The sequence below is a fragment of the Pseudoclavibacter sp. 8L genome (assembly GCF_902506465.1).
GTDB lineage: Bacteria > Actinomycetota > Actinomycetes > Actinomycetales > Microbacteriaceae > Pseudoclavibacter.
Map to the genome: position 1 here is coordinate 452,178 of NZ_LR733186.1, position 19,735 is coordinate 471,912.

Sequence of the window (19,735 nt, forward strand, 5' to 3'; positions counted from 1 at the left end):
GCTACTTCCTTACGGTCGCGAAGAGGTTGAGGCGGATGCCGGGGTTCGATCCACCCGTGAAGTTCAGCTCGAACACCACCCGGTGCCGGAGATCGCGGCAGCGCATCGTGCGGCGCGTGACGATCGGCAGCACGTCACCCGTGGACGCGACGACACCGGCAGCGCCACCAACCGGGGCGGCCTTTCCGGCTGCGTGCCAGCCGACTCCCTCGGCGACGTCCGACTTGATGGACACCTCGTCGAGGTCCACCCAGCGGGGGCGCTGGTACTGGAACCCGGAGGTTGTCTCGACGCAGGTCTGGAACTTGAGCTTGATCTCGTACGCGGTCGGCGCCCCGACGAGCTCGACGATGTCGACCAGCCAGGACACCTCGGAGCCGTAGGCCGCGAACTCGATGCGGTTCGGGGGCTGCACGAGGTGGATCGGGTGCCCCTCGGGGCGGAGGATGCCCTGTGACTGCGAGATCAGAATGTGGGTCTTGCCGGACATCAGTAGTTCCTCACATCGTTGAAGGTCACGACCAGGTCGTCGAACACGACCGCGTTCTCCGTGTACTCCGGCACGCGGTAAGAGCGAGCGATCGCGAGTCCCGGGTTGAAGCCGCCGGCGAAGGAGTCCATCGCCGAGCCTGCCTGCGGGGCGTCGATCGGTGGTGCGTAGGCGCGCAGGTCGAAGGTGCGGGAGTTGACCTGCAGCTCCACGTACCCGCCGAGCCCGTCAGGGCCACCCGCCAGGTCGATCGTGAGGCGCCAGTAGTTGAAGTTCCACTTGCGCTCGTTGATGCCACCTGTGATGTTGCCCGTGTTCGGGACGACGATCTGCCCCTCACGGGTGGTGATCATCCAGGCCGGGGTCGCCGAGCCCGCCCGAGTCGTCAGCGACGCCCGGTAGAAGCGACGCACGTCCGCCCACGACTGCGTGTCGAAGAACAGGCCGACGTTGTCGAATCCGACATCCTGCGAGCCCGCCGTGTTCGAGGCGTCGGAGGCTTGCGCGAAGAACCCCGAGAAGGAGACGAGGCCCTTTTCTCGGGGGAACGACAGGTTCTTGTAGGTGCCCGAGGAGTTCGAGACGTTGTCGGCGAAGTAGGGCACCGACCCCGTCGAGAGCATCATGGCGTGCGAGCCCGACATGACCGGGTACTTCGTCAGCCCGACAGCAGGGGAAGGCGAGCCTGTCCCGTAGTGGTCGCGCCACCCCTGGAAGTCACCACCCTCGAAGGTCGAGTGGAACATGACCTTGCCGCGCTTGCGCAGCAGCCCACCCTCCGGGGCGAGCACGTCGAGGTTCATCGCCTGCGCGGCAGCACCCCCGCCGCCGCCGAGGAGGCTCTCGAATCCCGTCACAGTGCAACTCCCTTGATGTCGATGAGGTTCCCGAAACCGTCGGTCTCGAACCAGATAGCAGGCCGCCCAGCGGGCGGCTCCGGGGGCAGATTCGGCCCCATGTGAATACCGAGGAAGCGATGCAGCACGTCAATCACGTCCGACGTCGGCAGGCCATTCGCGTTCGCCTGCAACCACGTCGGGTTGCCGTCCGCGTCACCAACGGCCACCTCGTAGTCACCGGCCGCAGGCGTAGCGGTCGGGACGCCCTTGCTCTCGAGCGCGGCGATCGCGTCAGTGGTTGGGGCGCCGGCCTTGTCCGCCTGCAACCACGTGATGTTGCCGTCCTGGTCCCCGACAGCGACCTCGTAGACACTGGTCGTCCGCGGCGTCGTGGTCATCACCGACGCACCAGCCAGAGCGCCCTCAACGGCACCCTTCGCTGCATCGACGACACCGGGGAACTCGGCCAAGGCGGGCGTGATGAGGTCCTTCGTCGCCTCCTGGGTGAGCGACCCCTCAGCTCGGAGCTGCTGCTCCATCGAGTAGTCGGTCGCGACCTCGATCGGCACGCGTACTGTTTCGCTCACAAGTAGGCTCCCTTCTCGAACACCAGCTCGGCCCTGCCTGCACCATCTCCGGCGATGTCCACGACGAGAACTCCCGGGATGGCTTTCGCCACTCCGCGACCCACGCGCACGACACCGGTCTCAGTAGGGAGCTCAATGAGCTCGGACAGCGTTCCGCCCCCCGGTGGCACCCTGACGGGCCAGGCAATCTCCGCCCACCCGGAAGGGACACCGTCCAGCCACTCCACCGACACGATGTAGTGGGTCTTTGGTCGGAGGGAGGTCGTTGCCGCAAGGACTGCCACTCCGATCCCCGTGATCTGGTCTATCGCAGACCAGGGCACAACTACACGGCGAATGAGCATGCCGTCAGGGCCGATGGCTCCCGGTGTCGACGGGGTGAAGACGACCTGCGCACGGAGACCACGTGTGGTCTCGAGGCCGAAGGTCTTCAGAGTAAAAGGGACGTTAGGCATCGCCGCCTCCGTTCAGATCGGCCTCGAACTCCGCGAGCGCGGCGGGTAGTCGCTCGTCGAAGAACGCTTGGATCTGGTCGGCCTCGAGCTCGACGGTGTCGACCTGCTTGCGCTCGAGCTTGCCGCCGTCGTGGTCCACGACGAAGTGCGCCTGCACGACCACGTGCGTCAAGCGGACGCGCTTACTGGGCTGTTCTGTCGCCACGGGTGGCCTCCTGGTGTTCTCTGGCGCGATCGCGCATGAAGGTGCGCGGGTTGAAGGCGACGCCCTCGACGAGCGTCATGAAGCAGAGATGCGGGCCGTCGGCGTTGCCGGACTGCCCGACTTTGCCAAGCGGCTGCCCGAGCTCCACGAACTCGCCTGCCCTCACATCGAGGGCGGCCTGCAGGTGGAGGTAGCGGGTCATGAATCGCTCGGTGTGCTTGATCCACACGGCGTTGCCTTCGCCGTCGTCGCCGTCACCCTCGACTCGGATGAGGGTGACGACGCCGGCAGCAGCTGCTCGAACGGTCGCGCCTTGTGGGGCGTTGAGGTCGATGCCGTCGTGGGCGACGATGACCGGCCCGCGGGGGCGCTTGCCGAACTCGCCCCACTGCGGAACGATCACGTCGTCAGGCTCGAAGGGCCATTCGTAGGTCAGCATCAGCTCCCCCACGCCTTCGTGATCACGTCGCGAGGGTTCACGGCCGTGTAGCCGCCCTCGTCGAGGATGTGCGTCTCGAAGTGGAGGTGTGCCCCAGTCGACGAGCCCGTGTTTCCGACGTAGCCGACCGTCGCGCCCTTCGCGATGCCGTCACCCACGGACCACGTGGGGGCGGCGTTCATGTGGCCGTAAAGAGTGCGCTTGCCGTTGGCGTGCTGGATGACGACGAAGTTGCCGAACCCAGTGCCACCGACCACGCCCGTACCGGTCTCGATGACCGTTCCCGAGCCCGCTGCCGGAATCGGTGTCCCCTCGAGGACGCCGATACCGAAGTCCATGCCGCGATGGAAGGTCGAGCCGATACCGCCCGGGCTCTCGCGCGGCCCGTACTCATCGGTGTTGGTTTCAGGATCGAAGGGCCACTCGAGGTCACCCATTGGCCCACCTACGTTCTGCGGAACCGCGACGACCTTGCCGCCAGATGTCATCCCCAGCCACCTGATTCCGGTGATGGACGACACCTCGTCGATCGCATCCATTGTGAGCTGACGTGTACCGAGGCTCTGAAAGACACCCACGGTGGCATCAAGGCCAGCAGCCGAGAGCGTCGTCGAGTTCAGGCCCGCGGTTACCTGAATGCGGTTGTTCTCGATGCGGACGCCGCCCGAGACGATCGCGCCCGACACCGTAAGCGTGTTCGAGAGGGTCGCGGCGCCCGAGATCGTGAGCGTGCTCTGGAAGCTCGCACTCCCCGTCACCGTGATCGAACCGGCCACCGTGACCGCGCCGTTCGTGCGGAACGTGTTGTTCACGACCGTCGCGCCCGAGATGGTCAGCGCTCCGCCGAGGGTGGTGTCACCGAGCGCCTCGAAGGACGACATGACCTTCGTGGCGCCCGTGATCGTGAGCTGCCCCGTGACGAAGCTATTCCCATTCAGCCGGGTCGTGCCGTTCAGGATCACGTCACCCGTGGAAGTGAACGCCCCCGTCACCGACGTGGCACCCTCGATGTCGAGCGTCCCCGTCACCCGGGTAGGGCCGGACAGGAGGTTCGTTCCCGAGAGCGTGTTCGTGCCCTGAGCAGTGAACACACCGCCCGTGCCGCCGTCGCGGCCCTTCACGGTGAGCGTGCCGGTCACGTCGATCACGCCGTCGGCATCCATGCGCCCGTCGAGACGGATGCCGCCCTCGCCCTGAACCCACAGGCCCTGCGGTGAGGCGATGCGGATCTGACCGTCCGTCACCGAGGAATACCCCAGCGGGGCCTGAGTCTCGACAACCAGCACGCGAGTCTTGAGCTCCTGGATGGGGGCCCTCGGATCGGTGAGGTTGTCGATGCGCGTCATCTAGACCTCCTGGAAATCGAGCTTGAGATCCATGCCCATATCGCCCGAGACGCCAATGACGTAGCCGTCCAGCCACTCGTCGCGGAGGATCAGCGAGTTCGAGGGCAGCACTCGCATGACCGTGCCGGGCATGATCTGCGCCGCCGTCGGCCCGAGAAGCCCACCGCTCGGCGACCCATCAGCTCGGACCGACATCGAGAACTGACGCGTCGCGTGCTTGTGCGCCTTCACGAACGCTCGGCCATGCGAGTCGAGCGTCAGCGGATCCGAGATGTGCTTGAGCGACAGGACCTTGTCGAGCAGCCAGCCAGTGCCGAGGGGCAGCTGCTCGGTCCCCCACCCGCGGCGCATGTCCTCCTCGGTGCCCTTACCGACCACGTGCGCACCAGTGGCCTGGTTCTTGGCATCGGTGATGAAGGAGACATCGGAGGCACCGTTCTCCTCGGCGCCGATCACGAACTCGTGCGTGCCGGCGGACAGGCGAGGCGAGCCTCGGCGGTCCTCCCACTCGAGGCCTTGATCGGATTCCCGCCAGCGCGGCCGGAAGTGGATGTCCGGGCCGCCCTCGTCGTCCTGGATGAGCGTGAGCAGCTGCTCGCCGTTCTGCACCTCGAAGGCCTTGACCGGCATCTCGAAGGTGCCGGGCTCAGGCGTGTACGGAGTGAGTCGCACGTCCCAGCGAGGACGGAAGTCCCACCCGTTGAGGTAGGGGCCCAGCGCCTTGCGGATGATCTGCGCGGCCGCCGTGCGCGCGTTGACGCCGAACAGCACGAAGTTCCCTCGGGTCGGATCTCCGACCGGGTGCATGAGGCGCTCGTCCATGAGCGCGCGCACCTCGACGTGGTTCACGGTGACCTTGTTCGTCGCGCCGGCGCCGACCTGGCGCTGCAGCAGCCCTGCGTACACCGGCACATCGCCCCAGCACACCACGAGCGCGGGTTTCCACCCGTCGGGGTCCAGGAGCTCCGGCCACACCGTTCGGACTTCTTCAGTGGCCGCGGAGCGCGGCATGCCGTTCGCGACGAGGCGTTCCACTTCGTCGGCCATCGAGAAGGTGTGGTTGCCGGACCCGACCCCGTTCATGAGGGTCTTCCATGTGCCGTCCTCGGGGAAGACCTCGCGGAGCTTCACGCCGGTGATCGAGTCGCAGATCCAGAACTTCCACACAGGATCCCCCGTTCCGGCGCCGGCCAGCAGTCGTTAGATGAATGGGTCGCGGAAGGTGACGCCGAGCAGCGCGGAGCCGGTGACGCCGCCGGACTCGAGCACCACGTCGTAGCTGCGGCCGTAGGGGATGTGCCAGCGATCGCCGGAGTAGATGAGGCCGTTCGTGGGGACGCCGTTGAGCGTGCAGCGCCCAGAGGCCATGTCCACCGCGACGAGGTGGCCAGTGGCGATGGCGTTCATGCGCAGGTTGCCCAGCTGCTCCGTGCCGTCGAAGAGCTTGAACTGGTAGCCGCCCATCGCGGCCGTCGCCAGGGCTGAGACGACCGGGCGCGCCTCGAAGTTGCCGCGGTTGTACACCTCGAGAGGTCCGGGCGTCGACTGCGTGAACGCTCGGCGCTCCCCGTAGGCGCGCGGGTCGCCGCACCAGAACTGGATGAGGAAGCTCGCCTTGAATCCGCCGCTCAGCTCCTGCCACTCTGGCGTCGACGCGAGGCCGCCGAAGTACTCGCGCGTGGTGCCGTCGTACAGGGTCGCGACGATCGGTGCGTCATACCCGTCCGCGAGACACCCCGCGAACTGGTCGGCCATCTTGGCGAGCTCGGCCATGCTCCGCGCCACTGCCAGGCCACGGATCGTGATCATGCGACCGTCTCGCCACCCCCTGGCGTAGAGGGTGCCGTGAGCGCCCTGCCTGCGTGCACTCTCCCGCTCGATGCCGACCCCGGCGCCGTTCAAGCCAGTGACGCCCTCGCGGACGATGAAGAAACCGTGATCCGGTGTCGCGCCGGGGTGACCGCGGAATGCGATCCCCCCGGCACGGATGGTGAGCGAGCCGATCATCCGATCTCCTATCTCATCAGTTCGCCGACGACGCGCTTGATCTCCTCGGCAAGCGCCGAGGGGCTCATGCCTTCGGTCCCCATGACCTGGATGATTATCTGCTGCAGTGGCGACGTGGCCGACGCGGTCCCGTCAGCGGAAACGCCGACCGTTGCGCGCACATCAGGCGCCTTCACGAGATCGTCGATGGAGGAACGCACGTCCGGCATGGACTTCTCCACGCCGACCGCGATGCCTTCACCGAACGGCTTGCCGATGAGGTCGCGGGTCTTCCTCGACGGTGAGTTGATGTCGAGGATGTCGCGGGCGCCATCGATCATCGAGCCGACGCCGTCCTGCACCGCAGTCACGGCCCCATCGATTGCGTCGGTGACGCCGTTGATGAGCCCGGCGATCATGTCCTTGCCGGTCTGCACCAGCCACTCCCCCGCGTTGGCGAGAGCTTCCTGGATCTTCGTCGGCAGCTCGGTGAAGAACGTCACCACGTTGTTGATGCCGTCACTCACGAATGTGCCGATGTTCGTCATCGTGTCGCTGATGAACTGCTTCGCCTGAGCGAACCCGTTCGTGATGAACGCGACGATCATGGCGATCGCCGTCGCCACGAACCCCTGAGCTCGCGCCCAGGCACCCTCGATCGCGAAGACGATGTCGTTGAACGTCTGCTGGATCTGTCCCCAGATCTGCAGGACGGTGACGGTCAGGAATCCGAGGATCCACGCCCAGGCGGTGCTGACGCCGGTCGTGATCGTCAGCCAGGCGTTCGCGAGGATGTCCATGATGAACGTCGCTGCGTTCAGGAACAGCTCCTGGATATTGGTCCAGGCGGCCGTCACGATCTCGCCGATCGCGGCGAAGTCGCCGGTGAACAGCGAGACGATCACGAGGAACGCGGCCGCGACGACCTGCTGCACAATCGCGAACGCGGTCTGGAAGATCGTCGAGATGATCGTCCAGGCCGTCTGCACGACGAGCGAGATCGCTGCGAACGCGGTCTGGAAGATCCCGGAGATGTACGCCCACCCGGCGGCGAGCGTTTCCGTGATCCCGGTCCAGGCGTCCGTGAAGAACGTCGAGATTCCGGTCCAGGCCGAGGAGACACCCTCGCTCAGCGTCGACCAGGCCGTCGAGAAGATCGCGACGACGCCCGCCCACAGCTCGGAGAAGAACGCACCGATCGGCTCCCAGAACGACTGCAGATCCCCCGCCGCCGACTCGCTGCCGGTGATGAGCTGCACGAACCAGCTGATCGCTGTCGCCACCGCCCCCACCACGATGGCCAGGACATCGGCCACCCAGGTCAGGGCAGGAACGAGCAGACCCACCAGGCCAGTCACGAGACCGAGCACCGGGTCCAGGATCACCACAAGCAGCTCGACGAGCGGCGTGAGGAGCGCTGCGATCAACCCAAGCAGCGGCGACAGCAGCCCCAGCACGGGAGCCAGAAGCCCCGCGAGCGCCGTAACGAGGGGCATAACCGCGATGAGGATCTCGCCGAGCGCTTCCGCCAGGAGGGTGATGATCGGTGCGATCGCGGTGATGATCGCGCCGAGTGACGTGCCGAGCGCCTCACCCAGCGTGGTGATGACTGGACCCAGGCTGGACAGCAGCGGGGACAGCGCATCCAGAGCTGCCACCAGTACATCTGCGAGAACAGCAGCGACCGAGGCGACGATCGGGATCAGCGATTCCAGGACTGGACCGATGATTCCGGTGATCGCAGTCGCGAGACCCGCAAGCGCAGGCCCGAGGCTCGCAAGCACCCCGCCGACGAGTCCGGTGAGGGTCTCGATCGTGGGAGCGAGAGCCGTCATGAGCTGGGTCGCGATACCGCCGAGCATCTCGAACCAGCCACCGAGAGCGGCGCGGAGTTCATCCGACGTCGCGAGGACGCCGGCGAAGAGACCAATGGCTAGACCAACCGGCCCCGTGAGCCCGGCGAATGCGCCGCCGATGAGCGGGAGCTTCGAGAGCAGCGAGGCGAGCAGTGGGGCCAGCGCGCCGACGATCGCACCCAGCGCCGGCGCGAACGCGGAGAGGGTGCTCGTGATCCCCGAAACGTCGAAGCCGGTGAACGACTCCTTGAAGGCGCGGAAGCTGTCGCCCATGCGGGTGAGCGCACCACCGACAGTCTCCGTGAGCTTGCTGCCGAACGCCGCCGTGAACGGCATGATGGCTGCGCCCGCCGCGTCGAGACCCGCCCTGATGGTGTCAAAGAGGATCTTGAACAGCGGCCAGAGGCCCCCGACGACCTGGTCACCCTCGAGCTTTGCGCCGATCATCGCAACGCCGAAGCGCTTGAGCGCGGCGGACATGTTGCGGAGCGAGACGCCCGTGGTGTTCTGCATGGCAGCGGCCATGCCGCCCGTTGCGTCGGTCACCGCGGCCTCGAGGTCGGCCGCGGAGATCTTCCCCTCGGTCGCCATCTTCTGGACTTCCTCGGTGGTGACACCGATGCGCTCAGCGAGCGCCTTCCAGATGGGGATCTGGCGGTCCGCGAGCATCGCGATATCGCCGGTGTACGCCTTCCCGTTGGCGCGCACCTTGCCGAAGATGGAACCGATCTCTGCGATCGGTCGACCCGAAGCAATCGCGGCGCCCTTGATGGAGTCCAGGTAGGCGACGAGCTCAGGGCCAGCCTGCACGCCGGAGGTGAGCGCCATCGCCGCGGCCGAGGCGAGCTCGTCCATGCCGAAGGCGGTGCCCTGCGCGGCCTGGTCGGCGATCTTCATCGCCGCGGCCGTCTCCTCAGCCGAGAGGCCAAGCCCCTTCATGCGGGCGGCAGCCGTCTCGATCGAGTTCAGGCGAGAGAAGCCGCCGGCGAATGCCTTGCCGGCGATCGCGACCGCACCCACGACCGTGCCGAGCAGCGTCGTCTGCGCGATCGTGGCCACCGACTGGAATGCCGCCCCCACAGCGACCGAAGCGCGCGCGAAGATCGGACCCATCGTGGACGCCACAGCAGACGCTGCACGGCCCACGCCGGAGAACACCGACGACGCCACCGAGGACAGGATCGGGAAGCGGGCCGCGACTGCCCCCACGGCCGACGAGAAGCGGCCTGTGATCGCGTTCGTGGCCGTGCCGACATGAGTGACCACCGTGCGCGCAAAACCGCCCACAGTGCCGCCCAGGCCCGTCAGCGAGGACTGCGCAGCGCGCGAGCTCGAGAACCCCAGCTGCACGGCCTTGCCGAACCGCTGGAACGCCGTCGTCGCGGCCGCCGTCGACGGGCCCAGGGACTTGACCGCATCCGCGAGCCGAGACTTCGCCGTGGCGAGCGATGTCGTCGCGGCGAGCGTCTTGCCCTGCGCCGTCGTCAGACCACGCTGCGCGACCGCGAGGCGCTCCTCAGCGCGCACCACAGTCGACGACCCAGCGACGCCCTTCTTGCGAGCCTCCGCGAGCGCCGCCTCAGCGACACGGACCTTGCCCGCGGCGGTCTGCTCGACGAGGCGAGCTGCAGACACAGCCTGAGCTGACTTCGCGATCTCCGCATTGAACGGGGCCAGGAACCCGCGGCGCTGCTCCGAGGAGAACGAGGAGGTGAAGGCCTTGCCCGCGTCCGAGCCGTGCTTGCCGAAGCTCTTCGAGAAGCGAGAGCCCGCCTCACGCGACGTGCCCTGCACCTCGCGGTTGACCTTGGATCGGAACCCGGGCATGACCGCGTGGACGGCAATGTGGACGGAGCCAGCTTCAACGGACAAGCCGCACCCCCTGTTGAGTTATCTGTCGCGGAACACCGACCGCTTCGCGAGCTCCGCCTTGCCGGCGGCGCGCTCTTCGGGAGTGACGACAGGCTTCTCGTCACCGCGACTCATCGGCAGCGGGAACTTGAAGCGCTCCTGGCCCTCTTCGCGGTACTTGTTCTTCTCGTGCTCGAGCAGGAGCACCGAGGCGATCTGCGGGAGCGATGCGATGTAGGAGAAGCCCTGGATCGAGGCGAACAGGTGCGAACCCGTGTCGCGCTGCAATTCGCGAACCAGGGAGATCGCTTCGCCCCAGGTGACCGCGCGGCCGACGTCGCTCCACGCGAGGTGCAGCTTGCGGAAGTCCATGCGGATCGCGTGCCTGTGCTCATCCGTTAGACGGATGAGCGCTGTGATTCCCCCACTGAGGCCTCCGTCAGCTTCGCGAACTCCTCGAAGAAGCGCATGACGACGGGGAAGCCCTCCGATAGGAAGCCGAGCTTGCGCCATTGGTCGAGCGTGTGCTCGTCCCCCATGCCCTGGAGGATGGCCGAGAACATCTCGGCCTCGCCCTGATCGCCGCCGGCGACCTTCTCCATCACTCCGGAGGGCACGTCCAAGTTGAAGACGATCTCCTCGCCGGCGTTGGTGCGGTAGTGGAGGTTGTACTCGACGACGATGAAGCGGGGCTTCTCGGGTGGAGTCGCGGTCTTGGTGGTCCTGGTGGTTGCCATGAGGTGTGTCCCTTCGTGGTGTGTCCCGGGGTTGGTCCTGTGGGGCGCAGGGGACACGCCGCGCCCCACAGGGGTCTCTGGCTACGAGCGCGAGAACGCGACCGTGGCGTTGCCGTTCGGGTGAACGAGGGTGATCTGCGCGGAGCCGGTGCTCCCTGCAGGGACGACGGCGGTGACCTGCGTCGGCGAGACGACCTCGAACGCCTTCGCGTTCGTGGATCCGAAACGCACCTGCGTGGTCCCGGTCAGGTCCGTGCCCGTGATCGTCACCGACGCGTCCTCGGCCGCCGATGTCGGGTTGACGGAAGCGATCATCGGTGCGCCTGACGTGGGTGCGGGGAGCACCCAGAAGCCGTAGTGCTTGTTGTTGACCAGGGGCGAGCGGTTGACCTTAAAGGTCACCTCGATGCCGCGAGGCGCGCCCTTCTCGCCCTTCTGCAGCTTCACCGTGGCGACGTTGCAGTTCGGGGCCTGCTTGCGCTCGATGAGGCCGTTCTTGAAGATCTCCTCGGTGAAGATCGAGTACCGCTTGGAGGTGCCGCCGCCGTCGACCTCCATGTAGCCGTTCTCGTCGAACGACTGGCCTCGGGTGATCTCGTGGGCGAGGATGCTGGACTCGGCGAGGATGATCGCGACCGTGACGTTTGCCAGGCCAGACGGGATGGAGAAGCCGTCCTGGTAGAGGTTGATCGCGTCGCCGTCTGGCTCCTCGGTCCAGTCAGGGGCGCCGTCCTCCTTCCAGAGGCCGGGGAGCTTCCAGGCGCTGCTGAGCGTGAGCTCCGGGTCGGAGCCTTCTGTCTTGGCGATCATGGGTGTGCCGAAGTCGGCGACCGCCAAGTTTCCGGAGATGGGAATCGCGACTTGTTCGAGGTTGAAGCCATCGGTGATGGGGGCCATGCTGTTGCCTTCCGTGAAATGGAAAACGCCCCCATCTGGGAGCGCTGGTGGATGCCGTGGATTCGGGTTACAGCTGCTGCCCCACGACGGACAGGCCAGCGGTCTGGTAGGCGCGGTGGAGGTCGTTGTCCTCGTCCACGAGGTACGGGCCGCGCATGTCTTCGTCGGGGACGTTCACCACCGGGCTGCCCGCGCCGATGCGCGCGGTGCGCTTGAGGAGCGCCTGCGTGATGCGAGCGACGCGCTTCACGAGCGCCAGGTCGTCGCCGATGACCGAGACGCCGATCTGCAGGTCCTGCAGGAGCAAGTCGTGGCGAGGGCCGGAGTCGTCGCGGACGATGACGTGCAGCTCACCCGGTTGGGCGGGCTGGCGGCGTTCCTTGTTCGAGACCCAGACGACGGCGCCGCACTCGGGGTGCTCGGCGTACTGGGCTCGCAGGTCCTCGCAGAGCCAGAGCTCGATGTCCTCGTGGACGACGTCAACCACGAGCGGACCTCGCGGCGCGCGCCATGTTGCCGGTGCGAGCCTCGATGATGAGCGACTTCGGGTCTGTGGCGGTGACGCGCTTGACCTTGCGGTACTGGGCCTGCTTCTCGCGCATCTCGATGCCGCGCTCGTAGTCGCCCTCGTCGTAGGGCGCCGTGGCTTTCGCGGTGCCCATGACACCGGCAGCGACGGTGTCGACGCGGTTGTCGACGACGGGCATGTTCAGGATCGTGCGGAAGACGTCCTCGTTCCAGTCCATCTCGCCGTCAGCCATTGCTCCCCCTCAGGATCGCGGTGGCCGCGAGGGTGTCGCCGGTGAACGGGTTTGTGTCTCGTTGGATTTCGCCGTCGATGGTGTAGACCTTGCCGCCGTACTCGATGCGGTCGGTGTCGACGACGTCGGCTGTGGGCGGCAGTGTGAGGTTCTTGGTCGAGATGACGCGCTTGCGGAGCGGGTCGGCTGGGTCGGTGCTGTTCACCGTGAGGACTGCGGCACCCGCGATGACCTCGCGGTCCGGGTTCTTCCAGTCCTCGCCGACGGGCGCCTTGCTGTAGGGGTCCGTCTTGGTCTTCGCTCGGAGCCGCACGACGCCCGGCGCGAACGGCATGTGCAGGCTCATCGGCAGCTCCCGTCTTCTTTCCAGATGCTGGTGATGAGACCGGCCTTGGGAAAGCTGCCGATCGGATGCGCGCCGCTCGGGGTGCTCTTCGACTCCGCCAGGCACAGCGCCCGGAGCGAGGAGCGGTCGTCGCGGGTGAACCACGAATCGGTCGGGGTGTAGTCGACGCGGGCGCCGGCGACCGACTGTGACTTGATGCCGCGGCGGATCACGGCGGCATCGTCAGCCACGCCTTGCAGGATCGCGATCGCTTCGGCGCGGCGTTCGCCGGTGAGCGTGTCGAGAGCTGGGGCGATGGAGCGAGCCGCCGAGAGCACGCGCCGCGCTAGTCGGGTTTCGACTCCGGTCAGTGCTTCGTAGGTGATCACTCCATCGCCCCTCTCGCTACTTCTTGCTCGGGTTCTTCGGGATGCCGACGAGGCCCACGGAGACGGCGTGCGCGACGCCTTCCGCCGTGAAGCCCTCGCCGACGGGTGTGCCGCGGTAGACGTACCGCTCGCCCCCTGCGACGAGCGGCAGCACGGCGACAGGTCCGATGACCTGCAGGACCGTGGCAGCCTCCTCGGCCGCCGCTACCCGGGCGGCTTCGGTCGCCGCAGCAGCCTGAGCTGCCTCGGCGCGCTCCTGCGCCTGACGGTCGGCCTCGGCCTTGTCCTGTGCTGCCTTGGCCGCGGCGGCCTCGGCCTGCTGCTCCGCTGCCTTCTGGTCGGCAGCGGCCTTCGCGGCTTCTGCCTTCTGCTCAGCGGTCGGCGCGGCCATCAGCTGATCCCCGTTCCGAGGAGCTGCACGCCGGCAAGCGGCTCAGTGACGACGGGCACCGTGACACGGCGGCCGCGGACCTTGTAGCCTTCCTTGTCGTCGTCACGGATGGACTTCACCTCGACGCCGAAGGTGCCCGCGGAGGCGTACCCGGGGCCGCCGATCTTCTCGTCGGCCATGCCGCCGAGGTTGTCGCGATCGAGCAGCAGCGGGTTGCTGCCCTGGAAGTGCGGCGTCGTGGCCCAGGTGAGGCCGAGGGCGTTCACCGGCAGGTTGCCCTGGATGGCGGTCTCGCCCGATTCACGCGGGAGCGACTTGTCATCGATGAGCATGCCGATGATGCGCGCGTACTGCGCGGGACGGAGAACGACCGTGTCGAGCTCGAAGCCGAGACCGAGCTCCGTGCGCTCCGCCTGGATCGTGAGGATGGACTCGACGGCGTTGCCGGCAGAGGTCCACTCTCCTGCAGAGGTGAACGTGCTCGTGACGCGCGAGGCGATGACGGCCATCGCGATGCGATCGACGTGGCGAATGATCGTGTTGCTGACACGGAGGATGCCGCGGTCGACGGGGACTCGGCCCTGACGGGCGATCTTCTCGTCGGAGATCATCGTGTCGAGACCCCACTTGTCGGTCTTGGCCGACGCGATGGTGCCGTCGTCGAGGACGACGAGCGGGTACTCGCCGAGCGGACCGATCGACGCGGGGTCGTCGCCGGCGAAGACGGGCTCGCCGGTCTCGTAGAAGATGCCGCCGCCGGTCGCGTCGAAGCGGCCCTGGAGCAGCCAGTCGGCGATGAACTTCATCTTGGTGATGTCGGCCACGCGGCGGGCGATGAGGGCCTTGTTTGCGAGGAACAGGTGCAGCTGTTCCTTGGTGAGCGTCCCCGTGGGGTGCGCCACCGGGTAGGTGTAGGACACGTCTTCTCCTAGATGAACAGGACGTCGATGACGTCGTCGGCGGCGGCGGCGGCTTCGAGAGCCAGACCGATGGGATTGGTCGTCGCGCCGACCGTCTGGGCCTTCCCGGCGGCAGCCGAGGAGACCTTGGCGCCCGCGGCGATGGCGCCGGACGCGACGAGCCGCTGAACTCCGCCGGCGCGGGTGAACACGGTCACGCGCTCGCCCGCCTTGGCGTCGAAGCCGGCGACGCCGACCACAGCCGAGGAGTCGGCCGGCGCGTTAGCGACGGAGTCGTTGCCCGAGATCGCGACGAGGCGACCTCCAATCACGTCTGCGGAGGCGGTGAAGGTAACCGCAGCCCCCGGCGTGTACTTGGGCAGGTAGTCAGCCATCTCAGGCCTCCTCGGGGGTCGAGCCGTACACCTGGGCGTACAGCGAGTCGTCCGCGTTCGCGTGCGGGTCGGAGTGACCGAGCTCGGCGACGGGGATGGAGTTCTTGGGGAGGGTCGAGAGCAGCGCGGATGCGCTCTCCTCGTCCTTGCCGAAGCTCGCGAGCCAACGGTCACGGTTCACGGGTGCGATGCGGCCATCGTTCACCGCGGCCGTCACGAGCGCCTCGTGCCGGCTCGTGACCTGCTCCTCGCGTGCAGCGCGTCCGGCGCGGGCATCAGACTGCAGCTGCTCGAAGACAGCCGCGTCGACGACGAGCGTGCCGTCCTGAACAGCGGCACGTGCGGGGGTGGTGGGTTCGACCTGCTCAGCGAGCACCTCGTCGACGGCAGCGAGAAGCTGCGTGTCGGAGGCAGCGGCGTCGGTGAGGCCGAGCCGTTCGCGGAGTCCAGCCTTAAGGTCGTCGTAAGCCACGACGTCCTCCTTTCGGGTGGGTTCACCCGGCTCGGACGAGCTCGGGAGTTCAGTGCCCAGGACTGGCCTGGAAGTCATGACGACGACGCGCGCCTTGGCGCTGGCGTCTTCGTCGTCCTCGTCGGGGATCACGAGCGTGTCGGCGTCGTCGTCCTCGCCGACCGTGGTCGCCTCGCCCGCGTCGGGGATGACGGCGGTGCGATCTGCGAGGCCCATGTCGACGGCCTGAGCAGCCGTGAGCCATGTCTCGTCGGCCAGGAGCGTGGTCCAGTCCTTCTCACCGGCCTTCGCGGTGTAGATCTCGACCATGGAGGCCTCGATGCCGTCGAGCACCTCGGCCTGCTTGCGCAGCTCGGCGGCGTTGCCCCACATGATCACCGAGGGTGAGTGGATCATCATCTGCGTGCCGGGCGACATGACCGTCTCGTCGCACCCGGCGGCGATGATCGACGCCGCGGACGCTGCCCGCCCATCGACGACCGCCGTCACGGAGGCCTTGTGCGAGCGCAGCATGTTGAGGATCGAGACGCCCTCGAACACCTCGCCGCCCGGGGAGTTCACGCGCAGGTTGATCTGCGTGACGGTGTCCGGGAGCGCGTCCAGGACCGCGCCGACATCCTTCGCCGAGATGCCCCAGAATCCGCCGTACGAATCGATGGGCCCGTAGAGACGGAGCGTGGCGACCGTCCCCGTTCCGGCGGGTGCCGGCGCGGTGACGGCGTTGAAGAACTCCGCCTTCGTCTTCGGGAGGGACACGTCGCCCCAGTAGCGGTTCCCGCGTGGGTTGTCGCTCGCCATGATGGTCCTTCCGGTGGTCGCTGAGACCGTCGTCGTGCTGTCAGGGAGTTCGGGCGGGTTCGCGTACCACGCCCGGATCGCGTCCTCGGTGCCCTCTGGTCGGTCGTCGTCCTCAGCTCGCTCGAGGCACACCGACTCGCCCGGATCGAGGAGCACGAACTCCGCGCCCGCGTCCTCGTAGGTGCTGATCTGCTCAGCCGACGGCGATGTGTGCAGAACCCACGAGCCTTGCGAGGTGTCGAGAGCGACCCCGATTGCGGCCTCGCGAGCTGCGAAAGCTGCCTCTCGGATCGCCCCCGTCGCTGCGTGTGCTGTTGAAGATCCGAGGGCCTGCGCCATGCGGTCGTAGTCCACGACGAGCTCCGTCGTAGTGCGGGTGGCCCATGCGTAGGTGGACTTGCCGGCGCATGGCGGGCCCACGACCACCGTCGCCGTCATGGCGTCTCCTCGGTCTCTTCGCTGGGGTCAGCGAGCTCTTGTGTTGGGAGCGGGGGCGGTGGCTCAGTGCCCAGCACGACCCCGGCACGACGCACGAGCTCGCGCCCCTCGTCCTGGGTGAGCAACTTGCCGCTGACGCCGAGGTAGACCTTCTGGACGGTCTCGGCGGCGAACCGTGCGGCTCGGGCGTCGGTGCCCACGTTCAGGTCATCGCCCTGCTGCTGGGGTGTCCCGTCGTCCGTCACGGGAACCACCTCGGCGTCCTTCGGCTTGACGGGCAGCTGGTAGCGCGTGCGGAGGTAGGCCTCGAGGCCTTCATCGGGCGTGAGTGCCCCGCACTCGATCAGTGCCTTCACGGCTTCGGCAGTCGCCGGCTGCTCCTCGCCGATTACCGACGGCACGAGTCGAGGCGCTGGCTCGTCCGGGCCCCAGTTGATGTCAACCAGGTCTTCGACAACGTGCTGCTGCGTCACCGCCGCGATGTGGTCCGCGACAGCGTTGAGCGAGTCGGTGAAGAAGTTCGCGAACGTGGAGCCGAGCGCCCAGGATCCCGTCTCGGTGCCGAGGTTCAGGAAGTGCGCGAGCACCGCTCGAGCGATCTGCTCGTCGTGGTAGCGGATGGGCTGGTCCGTGTCGGGGAGCTTGCCCGTGACGCCCTTGAGCTCGAGTGTGGCGCCGTGCGGGATGGAGGCACCGGCGGCGTCTCCCGCCCGGAAGCCGGTCGCGAGCTTGAGGCCGGCTTCCTTCTCGGACTTGTTCCACGCGTCGTGGTCCTCGATCTGCGCGGCATCCGGGACGGGAGCGCCGGTGTAGACCGGGACGCCGAGGCCGTTGCGTTCGACGGTGAGGGCCTGGGCGCGCAGCATGCGGTCCTTGAGGAGCCAGTTCTTGTAGGCGTTGCGAAGCAGGCTGAGGCCGACCCAGTTGCCGCCCTCGCGCTCGTTCACGTAGACGACCAGGCGGTCCACGGGAATGCGCACGTCACCGGTCTGCACGCCGTGCTGCTCGATTGCCTCGAGGCCGCCGTCGCGGGCGACGTTGAACGTGGAGATCGTGCGCGGGGGACGCCAGGCGAGCTTGTGCAGGCGCGCCTTGTCTCCTTCTGGCCGGTAGACCTGCTCGAACACGGAGTGCCCGAACACGAGCTCGAGGAGCGCGAGACGGAGGTGTTCGTCCCACGAGAAGGATCCGCGGGTGCGCAGTTTCGGCTGCTGCTCGCGGCCCTTGATCTTGAGGCCGAGGTCGGTGGCGACGAGCTCGACCACCTCGTCTCGTGCCCCGTTGGGGTCGATCTGCCACGAGGTGGAGCGGATCGGCATCGTGACAGCTCGGAGCACTGAGCCGACCTGGGAGTCCTCGCGACGCATCTTGTCGAACACGTCGATGGACATGGGCCAGCGCAGTGCCGGGTTGGTCTCGTGCGCGTCCTGGCCGAGCTCGTCCCACGAGGCGAGGTTGCCGCCGGTCTGGTAGCCGATCTCGGTCACGGACACCTCCTAGAAGTCGACCGTCGCCAAGTTGGCGTCGGAGGGTGCTACGTCGGTCCGCCGCACCATCTCCGCCTGTGGCGGGGGTGGTGGGATCACCTCGGGTGGAGGGGGCGCGAACATCTCGAATGCGTAGAGCGCATCGCTGAGCGCGGCGACCGGGGCGACGTCGACGGGCGAATCGAAGAGATCCCAGACGGGCATCTTCGAGATGAGCTTCGTCGTGCCGTTGGCGATCGCGAGATTCACGGGCGGCTGGCTGAGATGCCGGAAGCCGGCCCCGCTCGTGCGGTCACGGAAGCGACCGGCGGCGTTGAGCAGCGCGGTCTTCGAGATCGCGTGGACCGTGAAGCCCTTGTCGGTCAGCGGCTTGATGAAGTCCGCTGCAGGGCATCCGGATGCTTGGATCGCGATCTCGGTGATGCCGGTCTTCTCGCGGATCCGGACGGCGTAGTCAACGACCCAGAGATTGCCAGAGCCCTGCTCGACGAGCTCGAGGTGCTTGATGCCGTCCGAGCGTTCACCGACCAAGCCGATGAAGCTCATAGATCGGTCGCCGGACTGGGAGATGCCCAGCACGCGGCGCGTATTCGGCGCGAGCGTGGACCCGATCTGCTTGGGCGCGCCGAGCTCGTCGAGGACCAGCTCGCCGTCCTCGTCCAGCAGGGGTGGGTCGGCGAGGTCGTTCCACTCGTCGTTATCGATGAACGGCTTCACGCGGGAGGTCACCCACTGGCACAGCACCTCGGTGCGGTATCCGGCCTCGTCCATGTTCGGCGGCATGTCCGCGAGCGCGGACTGGACCGTCATGGCGCCGTAGCCGATGGAGGGGTTCGCTTGGAGGATGCCGTCGACGTCGTCGAGGGCGCAATCCTCGGGGGCGGACCATTCGAACAGGCCGAGGCTGCTGTCGTTGGAGTTGGCCCACTCTTCGGCGGACATGATGCCGTCGTCGACGTACTTGGCCCAGGAGTCTTGAATGGCGAGGCCGGCGTCGCGCTGCGCCTTGAGGACGATCGCGTCGGTGGCGCCGGCGTTGGAGATGCCCCAGAGCTGTCCGGCCCAGAACGCTTTCAGGGTCTGGGAGACGGCGTTCCAGGCTTCCCACGTCTTCTGCTCGCGCATCTCGTCCATGAGGACGCGGGCGGCGGGCTTGCCTCGGGCGTTCTTCGCGGCGCGCACTTCGTAGTGAGCTCGCGAGCGGGCGATGATGCTGAAGTTGCCGTTCGTCTCGAGCGCCTTCGCCGTCGCCCGCTGCAGGGACGGGATCGCGAGCTCGGCTTCTTCTTTCGTCTCCGGGTCCGGGTCGACCCACGTCTTGACGGCGTTCCAGGGCTCACGGGCGATGTCGAGGTTCTGGGCGACGCCCACGACCTTGAACTTCATCGGCGGCACCCGGTCGGGGTGGCGGGCCGAGTCCGCGTAGAGCCACCATGCGGCGAGTACCGAGGCGAGTGTGGTCTTCCCCTGCTGGCGGGCGACGAGCACGATGACGCGGCGGAAGCGGTACTGGCCATCCTCGAGCAGCTCGAGCGCGTGGATGAGCAGCCACTGCTGCCAGGGGTACAGCGTGACGCCGAGCATGACGGCCGCGAACTGGATGACCTCGAAGCCGCGGGACGTCTCCGGGGTGAGCTCGCGCAGCGGCTTGGTCCAGAGGCGCGGTTCGGTGCGCCCGTAGTGGATCGCCAC

23 protein-coding genes are annotated in these 19,735 nt (G+C 67.4%); all 23 read right to left on the reverse strand.

The genetic code is table 11. The features are described from left to right. Window position 1: 1 nt before the first annotated feature. The 23 genes from GV007_RS08870 to GV007_RS08980 all read right to left on the reverse strand — a co-directional run bounded on the left by GV007_RS08870 (window position 2) and on the right by GV007_RS08980 (window position 19,735). Window positions 2–490 carry a hypothetical protein gene (locus tag GV007_RS08870; protein WP_160071941.1) on the reverse strand — a complete coding sequence of 163 codons (489 nt, stop codon included), beginning with the start codon at window positions 488–490 and terminating at the stop codon, window positions 2–4. Then, window positions 490–1,347 carry a hypothetical protein gene (locus GV007_RS08875; RefSeq protein ID WP_160071942.1) on the reverse strand — a complete coding sequence of 286 codons (858 nt, stop codon included), beginning with the start codon at window positions 1,345–1,347 and terminating at the stop codon, window positions 490–492. Before GV007_RS08875 ends, GV007_RS08870 begins: the two co-directional genes overlap by 1 nt. Continuing rightward, the gene (locus GV007_RS08880) at window positions 1,344–1,916 is read right to left on the reverse strand and encodes a hypothetical protein (RefSeq protein WP_160071943.1); all 573 of its coding nucleotides are present in this window, start codon (window positions 1,914–1,916) and stop codon (window positions 1,344–1,346) included. The genes GV007_RS08875 and GV007_RS08880 overlap by 4 nt, the downstream gene beginning before the upstream one ends. Beyond that, window positions 1,913–2,371, reverse strand: coding sequence for a hypothetical protein (locus GV007_RS08885; protein WP_160071944.1), 459 nt, complete (start codon window positions 2,369–2,371; stop codon window positions 1,913–1,915). Before GV007_RS08885 ends, GV007_RS08880 begins: the two co-directional genes overlap by 4 nt. After that, window positions 2,364–2,576 carry a hypothetical protein gene (locus tag GV007_RS08890; protein ID WP_160071945.1) on the reverse strand — a complete coding sequence of 71 codons (213 nt, stop codon included), beginning with the start codon at window positions 2,574–2,576 and terminating at the stop codon, window positions 2,364–2,366. The genes GV007_RS08885 and GV007_RS08890 overlap by 8 nt, the downstream gene beginning before the upstream one ends. After that, window positions 2,554–3,015, reverse strand: coding sequence for a M23 family metallopeptidase (locus tag GV007_RS08895; RefSeq protein ID WP_160071946.1), 462 nt, complete (start codon window positions 3,013–3,015; stop codon window positions 2,554–2,556). The genes GV007_RS08890 and GV007_RS08895 overlap by 23 nt, the downstream gene beginning before the upstream one ends. Then, window positions 3,015–4,361, reverse strand: coding sequence for a M23 family metallopeptidase (locus tag GV007_RS08900; protein WP_160071947.1), 1,347 nt, complete (start codon window positions 4,359–4,361; stop codon window positions 3,015–3,017). Before GV007_RS08900 ends, GV007_RS08895 begins: the two co-directional genes overlap by 1 nt. Next, on the reverse strand, window positions 4,362–5,528 hold the full coding sequence (locus tag GV007_RS08905; protein WP_160071948.1) for a hypothetical protein: 1,167 nt from the start codon (window positions 5,526–5,528) through the stop codon (window positions 4,362–4,364). A gap of 33 nt (window positions 5,529–5,561) precedes the next feature. Continuing rightward, window positions 5,562–6,368 carry a phage tail domain-containing protein gene (locus tag GV007_RS08910; RefSeq protein WP_160071949.1) on the reverse strand — a complete coding sequence of 269 codons (807 nt, stop codon included), beginning with the start codon at window positions 6,366–6,368 and terminating at the stop codon, window positions 5,562–5,564. An 8-nt stretch (window positions 6,369–6,376) separates the two neighbouring features. Next, the gene (locus tag GV007_RS08915) at window positions 6,377–10,075 is read right to left on the reverse strand and encodes a tape measure protein (RefSeq protein ID WP_160071951.1); all 3,699 of its coding nucleotides are present in this window, start codon (window positions 10,073–10,075) and stop codon (window positions 6,377–6,379) included. Window positions 10,076–10,093: 18 nt separating this feature from the next. Further along, complete coding sequence (locus tag GV007_RS08920; protein WP_160071953.1) at window positions 10,094–10,426, reverse strand: hypothetical protein; 333 nt, start codon at window positions 10,424–10,426, stop codon at window positions 10,094–10,096. 26 nt (window positions 10,427–10,452) lie between these two features. Continuing rightward, on the reverse strand, window positions 10,453–10,791 hold the full coding sequence (locus tag GV007_RS08925; protein ID WP_160071955.1) for a hypothetical protein: 339 nt from the start codon (window positions 10,789–10,791) through the stop codon (window positions 10,453–10,455). A gap of 81 nt (window positions 10,792–10,872) precedes the next feature. Beyond that, on the reverse strand, window positions 10,873–11,688 hold the full coding sequence (locus GV007_RS08930) for an IPT/TIG domain-containing protein (protein ID WP_160071957.1): 816 nt from the start codon (window positions 11,686–11,688) through the stop codon (window positions 10,873–10,875). Between the two features lie 67 nt (window positions 11,689–11,755). Further along, complete coding sequence (locus tag GV007_RS08935; protein ID WP_160071959.1) at window positions 11,756–12,175, reverse strand: hypothetical protein; 420 nt, start codon at window positions 12,173–12,175, stop codon at window positions 11,756–11,758. Beyond that, the gene (locus GV007_RS08940; RefSeq protein ID WP_160071961.1) at window positions 12,168–12,449 is read right to left on the reverse strand and encodes a hypothetical protein; all 282 of its coding nucleotides are present in this window, start codon (window positions 12,447–12,449) and stop codon (window positions 12,168–12,170) included. Before GV007_RS08940 ends, GV007_RS08935 begins: the two co-directional genes overlap by 8 nt. Next, the gene (locus GV007_RS08945; RefSeq protein WP_160071963.1) at window positions 12,442–12,795 is read right to left on the reverse strand and encodes a hypothetical protein; all 354 of its coding nucleotides are present in this window, start codon (window positions 12,793–12,795) and stop codon (window positions 12,442–12,444) included. The genes GV007_RS08940 and GV007_RS08945 overlap by 8 nt, the downstream gene beginning before the upstream one ends. Further along, complete coding sequence (locus GV007_RS08950) at window positions 12,792–13,163, reverse strand: hypothetical protein (protein WP_160071965.1); 372 nt, start codon at window positions 13,161–13,163, stop codon at window positions 12,792–12,794. Before GV007_RS08950 ends, GV007_RS08945 begins: the two co-directional genes overlap by 4 nt. A 16-nt stretch (window positions 13,164–13,179) precedes the next feature. Continuing rightward, a complete protein-coding gene (locus GV007_RS19030; protein WP_201297645.1) occupies window positions 13,180–13,554 on the reverse strand; it encodes a hypothetical protein in 375 nt (124 codons plus the stop codon). After that, on the reverse strand, window positions 13,554–14,474 hold the full coding sequence (locus tag GV007_RS08960) for a phage major capsid protein (RefSeq protein ID WP_236558427.1): 921 nt from the start codon (window positions 14,472–14,474) through the stop codon (window positions 13,554–13,556). Before GV007_RS08960 ends, GV007_RS19030 begins: the two co-directional genes overlap by 1 nt. Window positions 14,475–14,482: 8 nt before the next feature. Continuing rightward, window positions 14,483–14,848, reverse strand: coding sequence for a DUF2190 family protein (locus GV007_RS08965; protein ID WP_160071967.1), 366 nt, complete (start codon window positions 14,846–14,848; stop codon window positions 14,483–14,485). A gap of 1 nt (window position 14,849) precedes the next feature. Next, window positions 14,850–16,556, reverse strand: coding sequence for a head maturation protease, ClpP-related (locus GV007_RS08970; protein ID WP_160071969.1), 1,707 nt, complete (start codon window positions 16,554–16,556; stop codon window positions 14,850–14,852). After that, window positions 16,553–18,043, reverse strand: coding sequence for a phage portal protein family protein (locus GV007_RS08975; protein ID WP_236558429.1), 1,491 nt, complete (start codon window positions 18,041–18,043; stop codon window positions 16,553–16,555). The genes GV007_RS08970 and GV007_RS08975 overlap by 4 nt, the downstream gene beginning before the upstream one ends. Window positions 18,044–18,052: 9 nt before the next feature. Beyond that, window positions 18,053–19,735: a terminase gene (locus GV007_RS08980; RefSeq protein WP_160071971.1), complete on the reverse strand. Its 1,683-nt coding sequence runs from the start codon at window positions 19,733–19,735 to the stop codon at window positions 18,053–18,055.

What these genes read in the sequence shown, in the direction of transcription:
- GV007_RS19030 (WP_201297645.1), bottom strand. Translation starts at nt 13,554, where the DNA reads ATGGCCGCGCCGACCGCTGAGCAGAAGGCAGAAGCCGCGAAGGCCGCT.
- GV007_RS08910 (WP_160071949.1), bottom strand. Translation starts at nt 6,368, where the DNA reads ATGATCGGCTCGCTCACCATCCGTGCCGGGGGGATCGCATTCCGCGGT.
- GV007_RS08930 (WP_160071957.1), bottom strand. Translation starts at nt 11,688, where the DNA reads ATGGCCCCCATCACCGATGGCTTCAACCTCGAACAAGTCGCGATTCCC.
- GV007_RS08970 (WP_160071969.1), bottom strand. Translation starts at nt 16,556, where the DNA reads ATGACGGCGACGGTGGTCGTGGGCCCGCCATGCGCCGGCAAGTCCACC.
- GV007_RS08920 (WP_160071953.1), bottom strand. Translation starts at nt 10,426, where the DNA reads ATGGACTTCCGCAAGCTGCACCTCGCGTGGAGCGACGTCGGCCGCGCG.
- GV007_RS08870 (WP_160071941.1), bottom strand. Translation starts at nt 490, where the DNA reads ATGTCCGGCAAGACCCACATTCTGATCTCGCAGTCACAGGGCATCCTC.
- GV007_RS08885 (WP_160071944.1), bottom strand. Translation starts at nt 2,371, where the DNA reads ATGCCTAACGTCCCTTTTACTCTGAAGACCTTCGGCCTCGAGACCACA.
- GV007_RS08945 (WP_160071963.1), bottom strand. Translation starts at nt 12,795, where the DNA reads ATGAGCCTGCACATGCCGTTCGCGCCGGGCGTCGTGCGGCTCCGAGCG.
- GV007_RS08965 (WP_160071967.1), bottom strand. Translation starts at nt 14,848, where the DNA reads ATGGCTGACTACCTGCCCAAGTACACGCCGGGGGCTGCGGTTACCTTC.
- GV007_RS08895 (WP_160071946.1), bottom strand. Translation starts at nt 3,015, where the DNA reads ATGCTGACCTACGAATGGCCCTTCGAGCCTGACGACGTGATCGTTCCG.
- GV007_RS08925 (WP_160071955.1), bottom strand. Translation starts at nt 10,791, where the DNA reads ATGGCAACCACCAGGACCACCAAGACCGCGACTCCACCCGAGAAGCCC.
- GV007_RS08940 (WP_160071961.1), bottom strand. Translation starts at nt 12,449, where the DNA reads ATGGCTGACGGCGAGATGGACTGGAACGAGGACGTCTTCCGCACGATC.
- GV007_RS08900 (WP_160071947.1), bottom strand. Translation starts at nt 4,361, where the DNA reads ATGACGCGCATCGACAACCTCACCGATCCGAGGGCCCCCATCCAGGAG.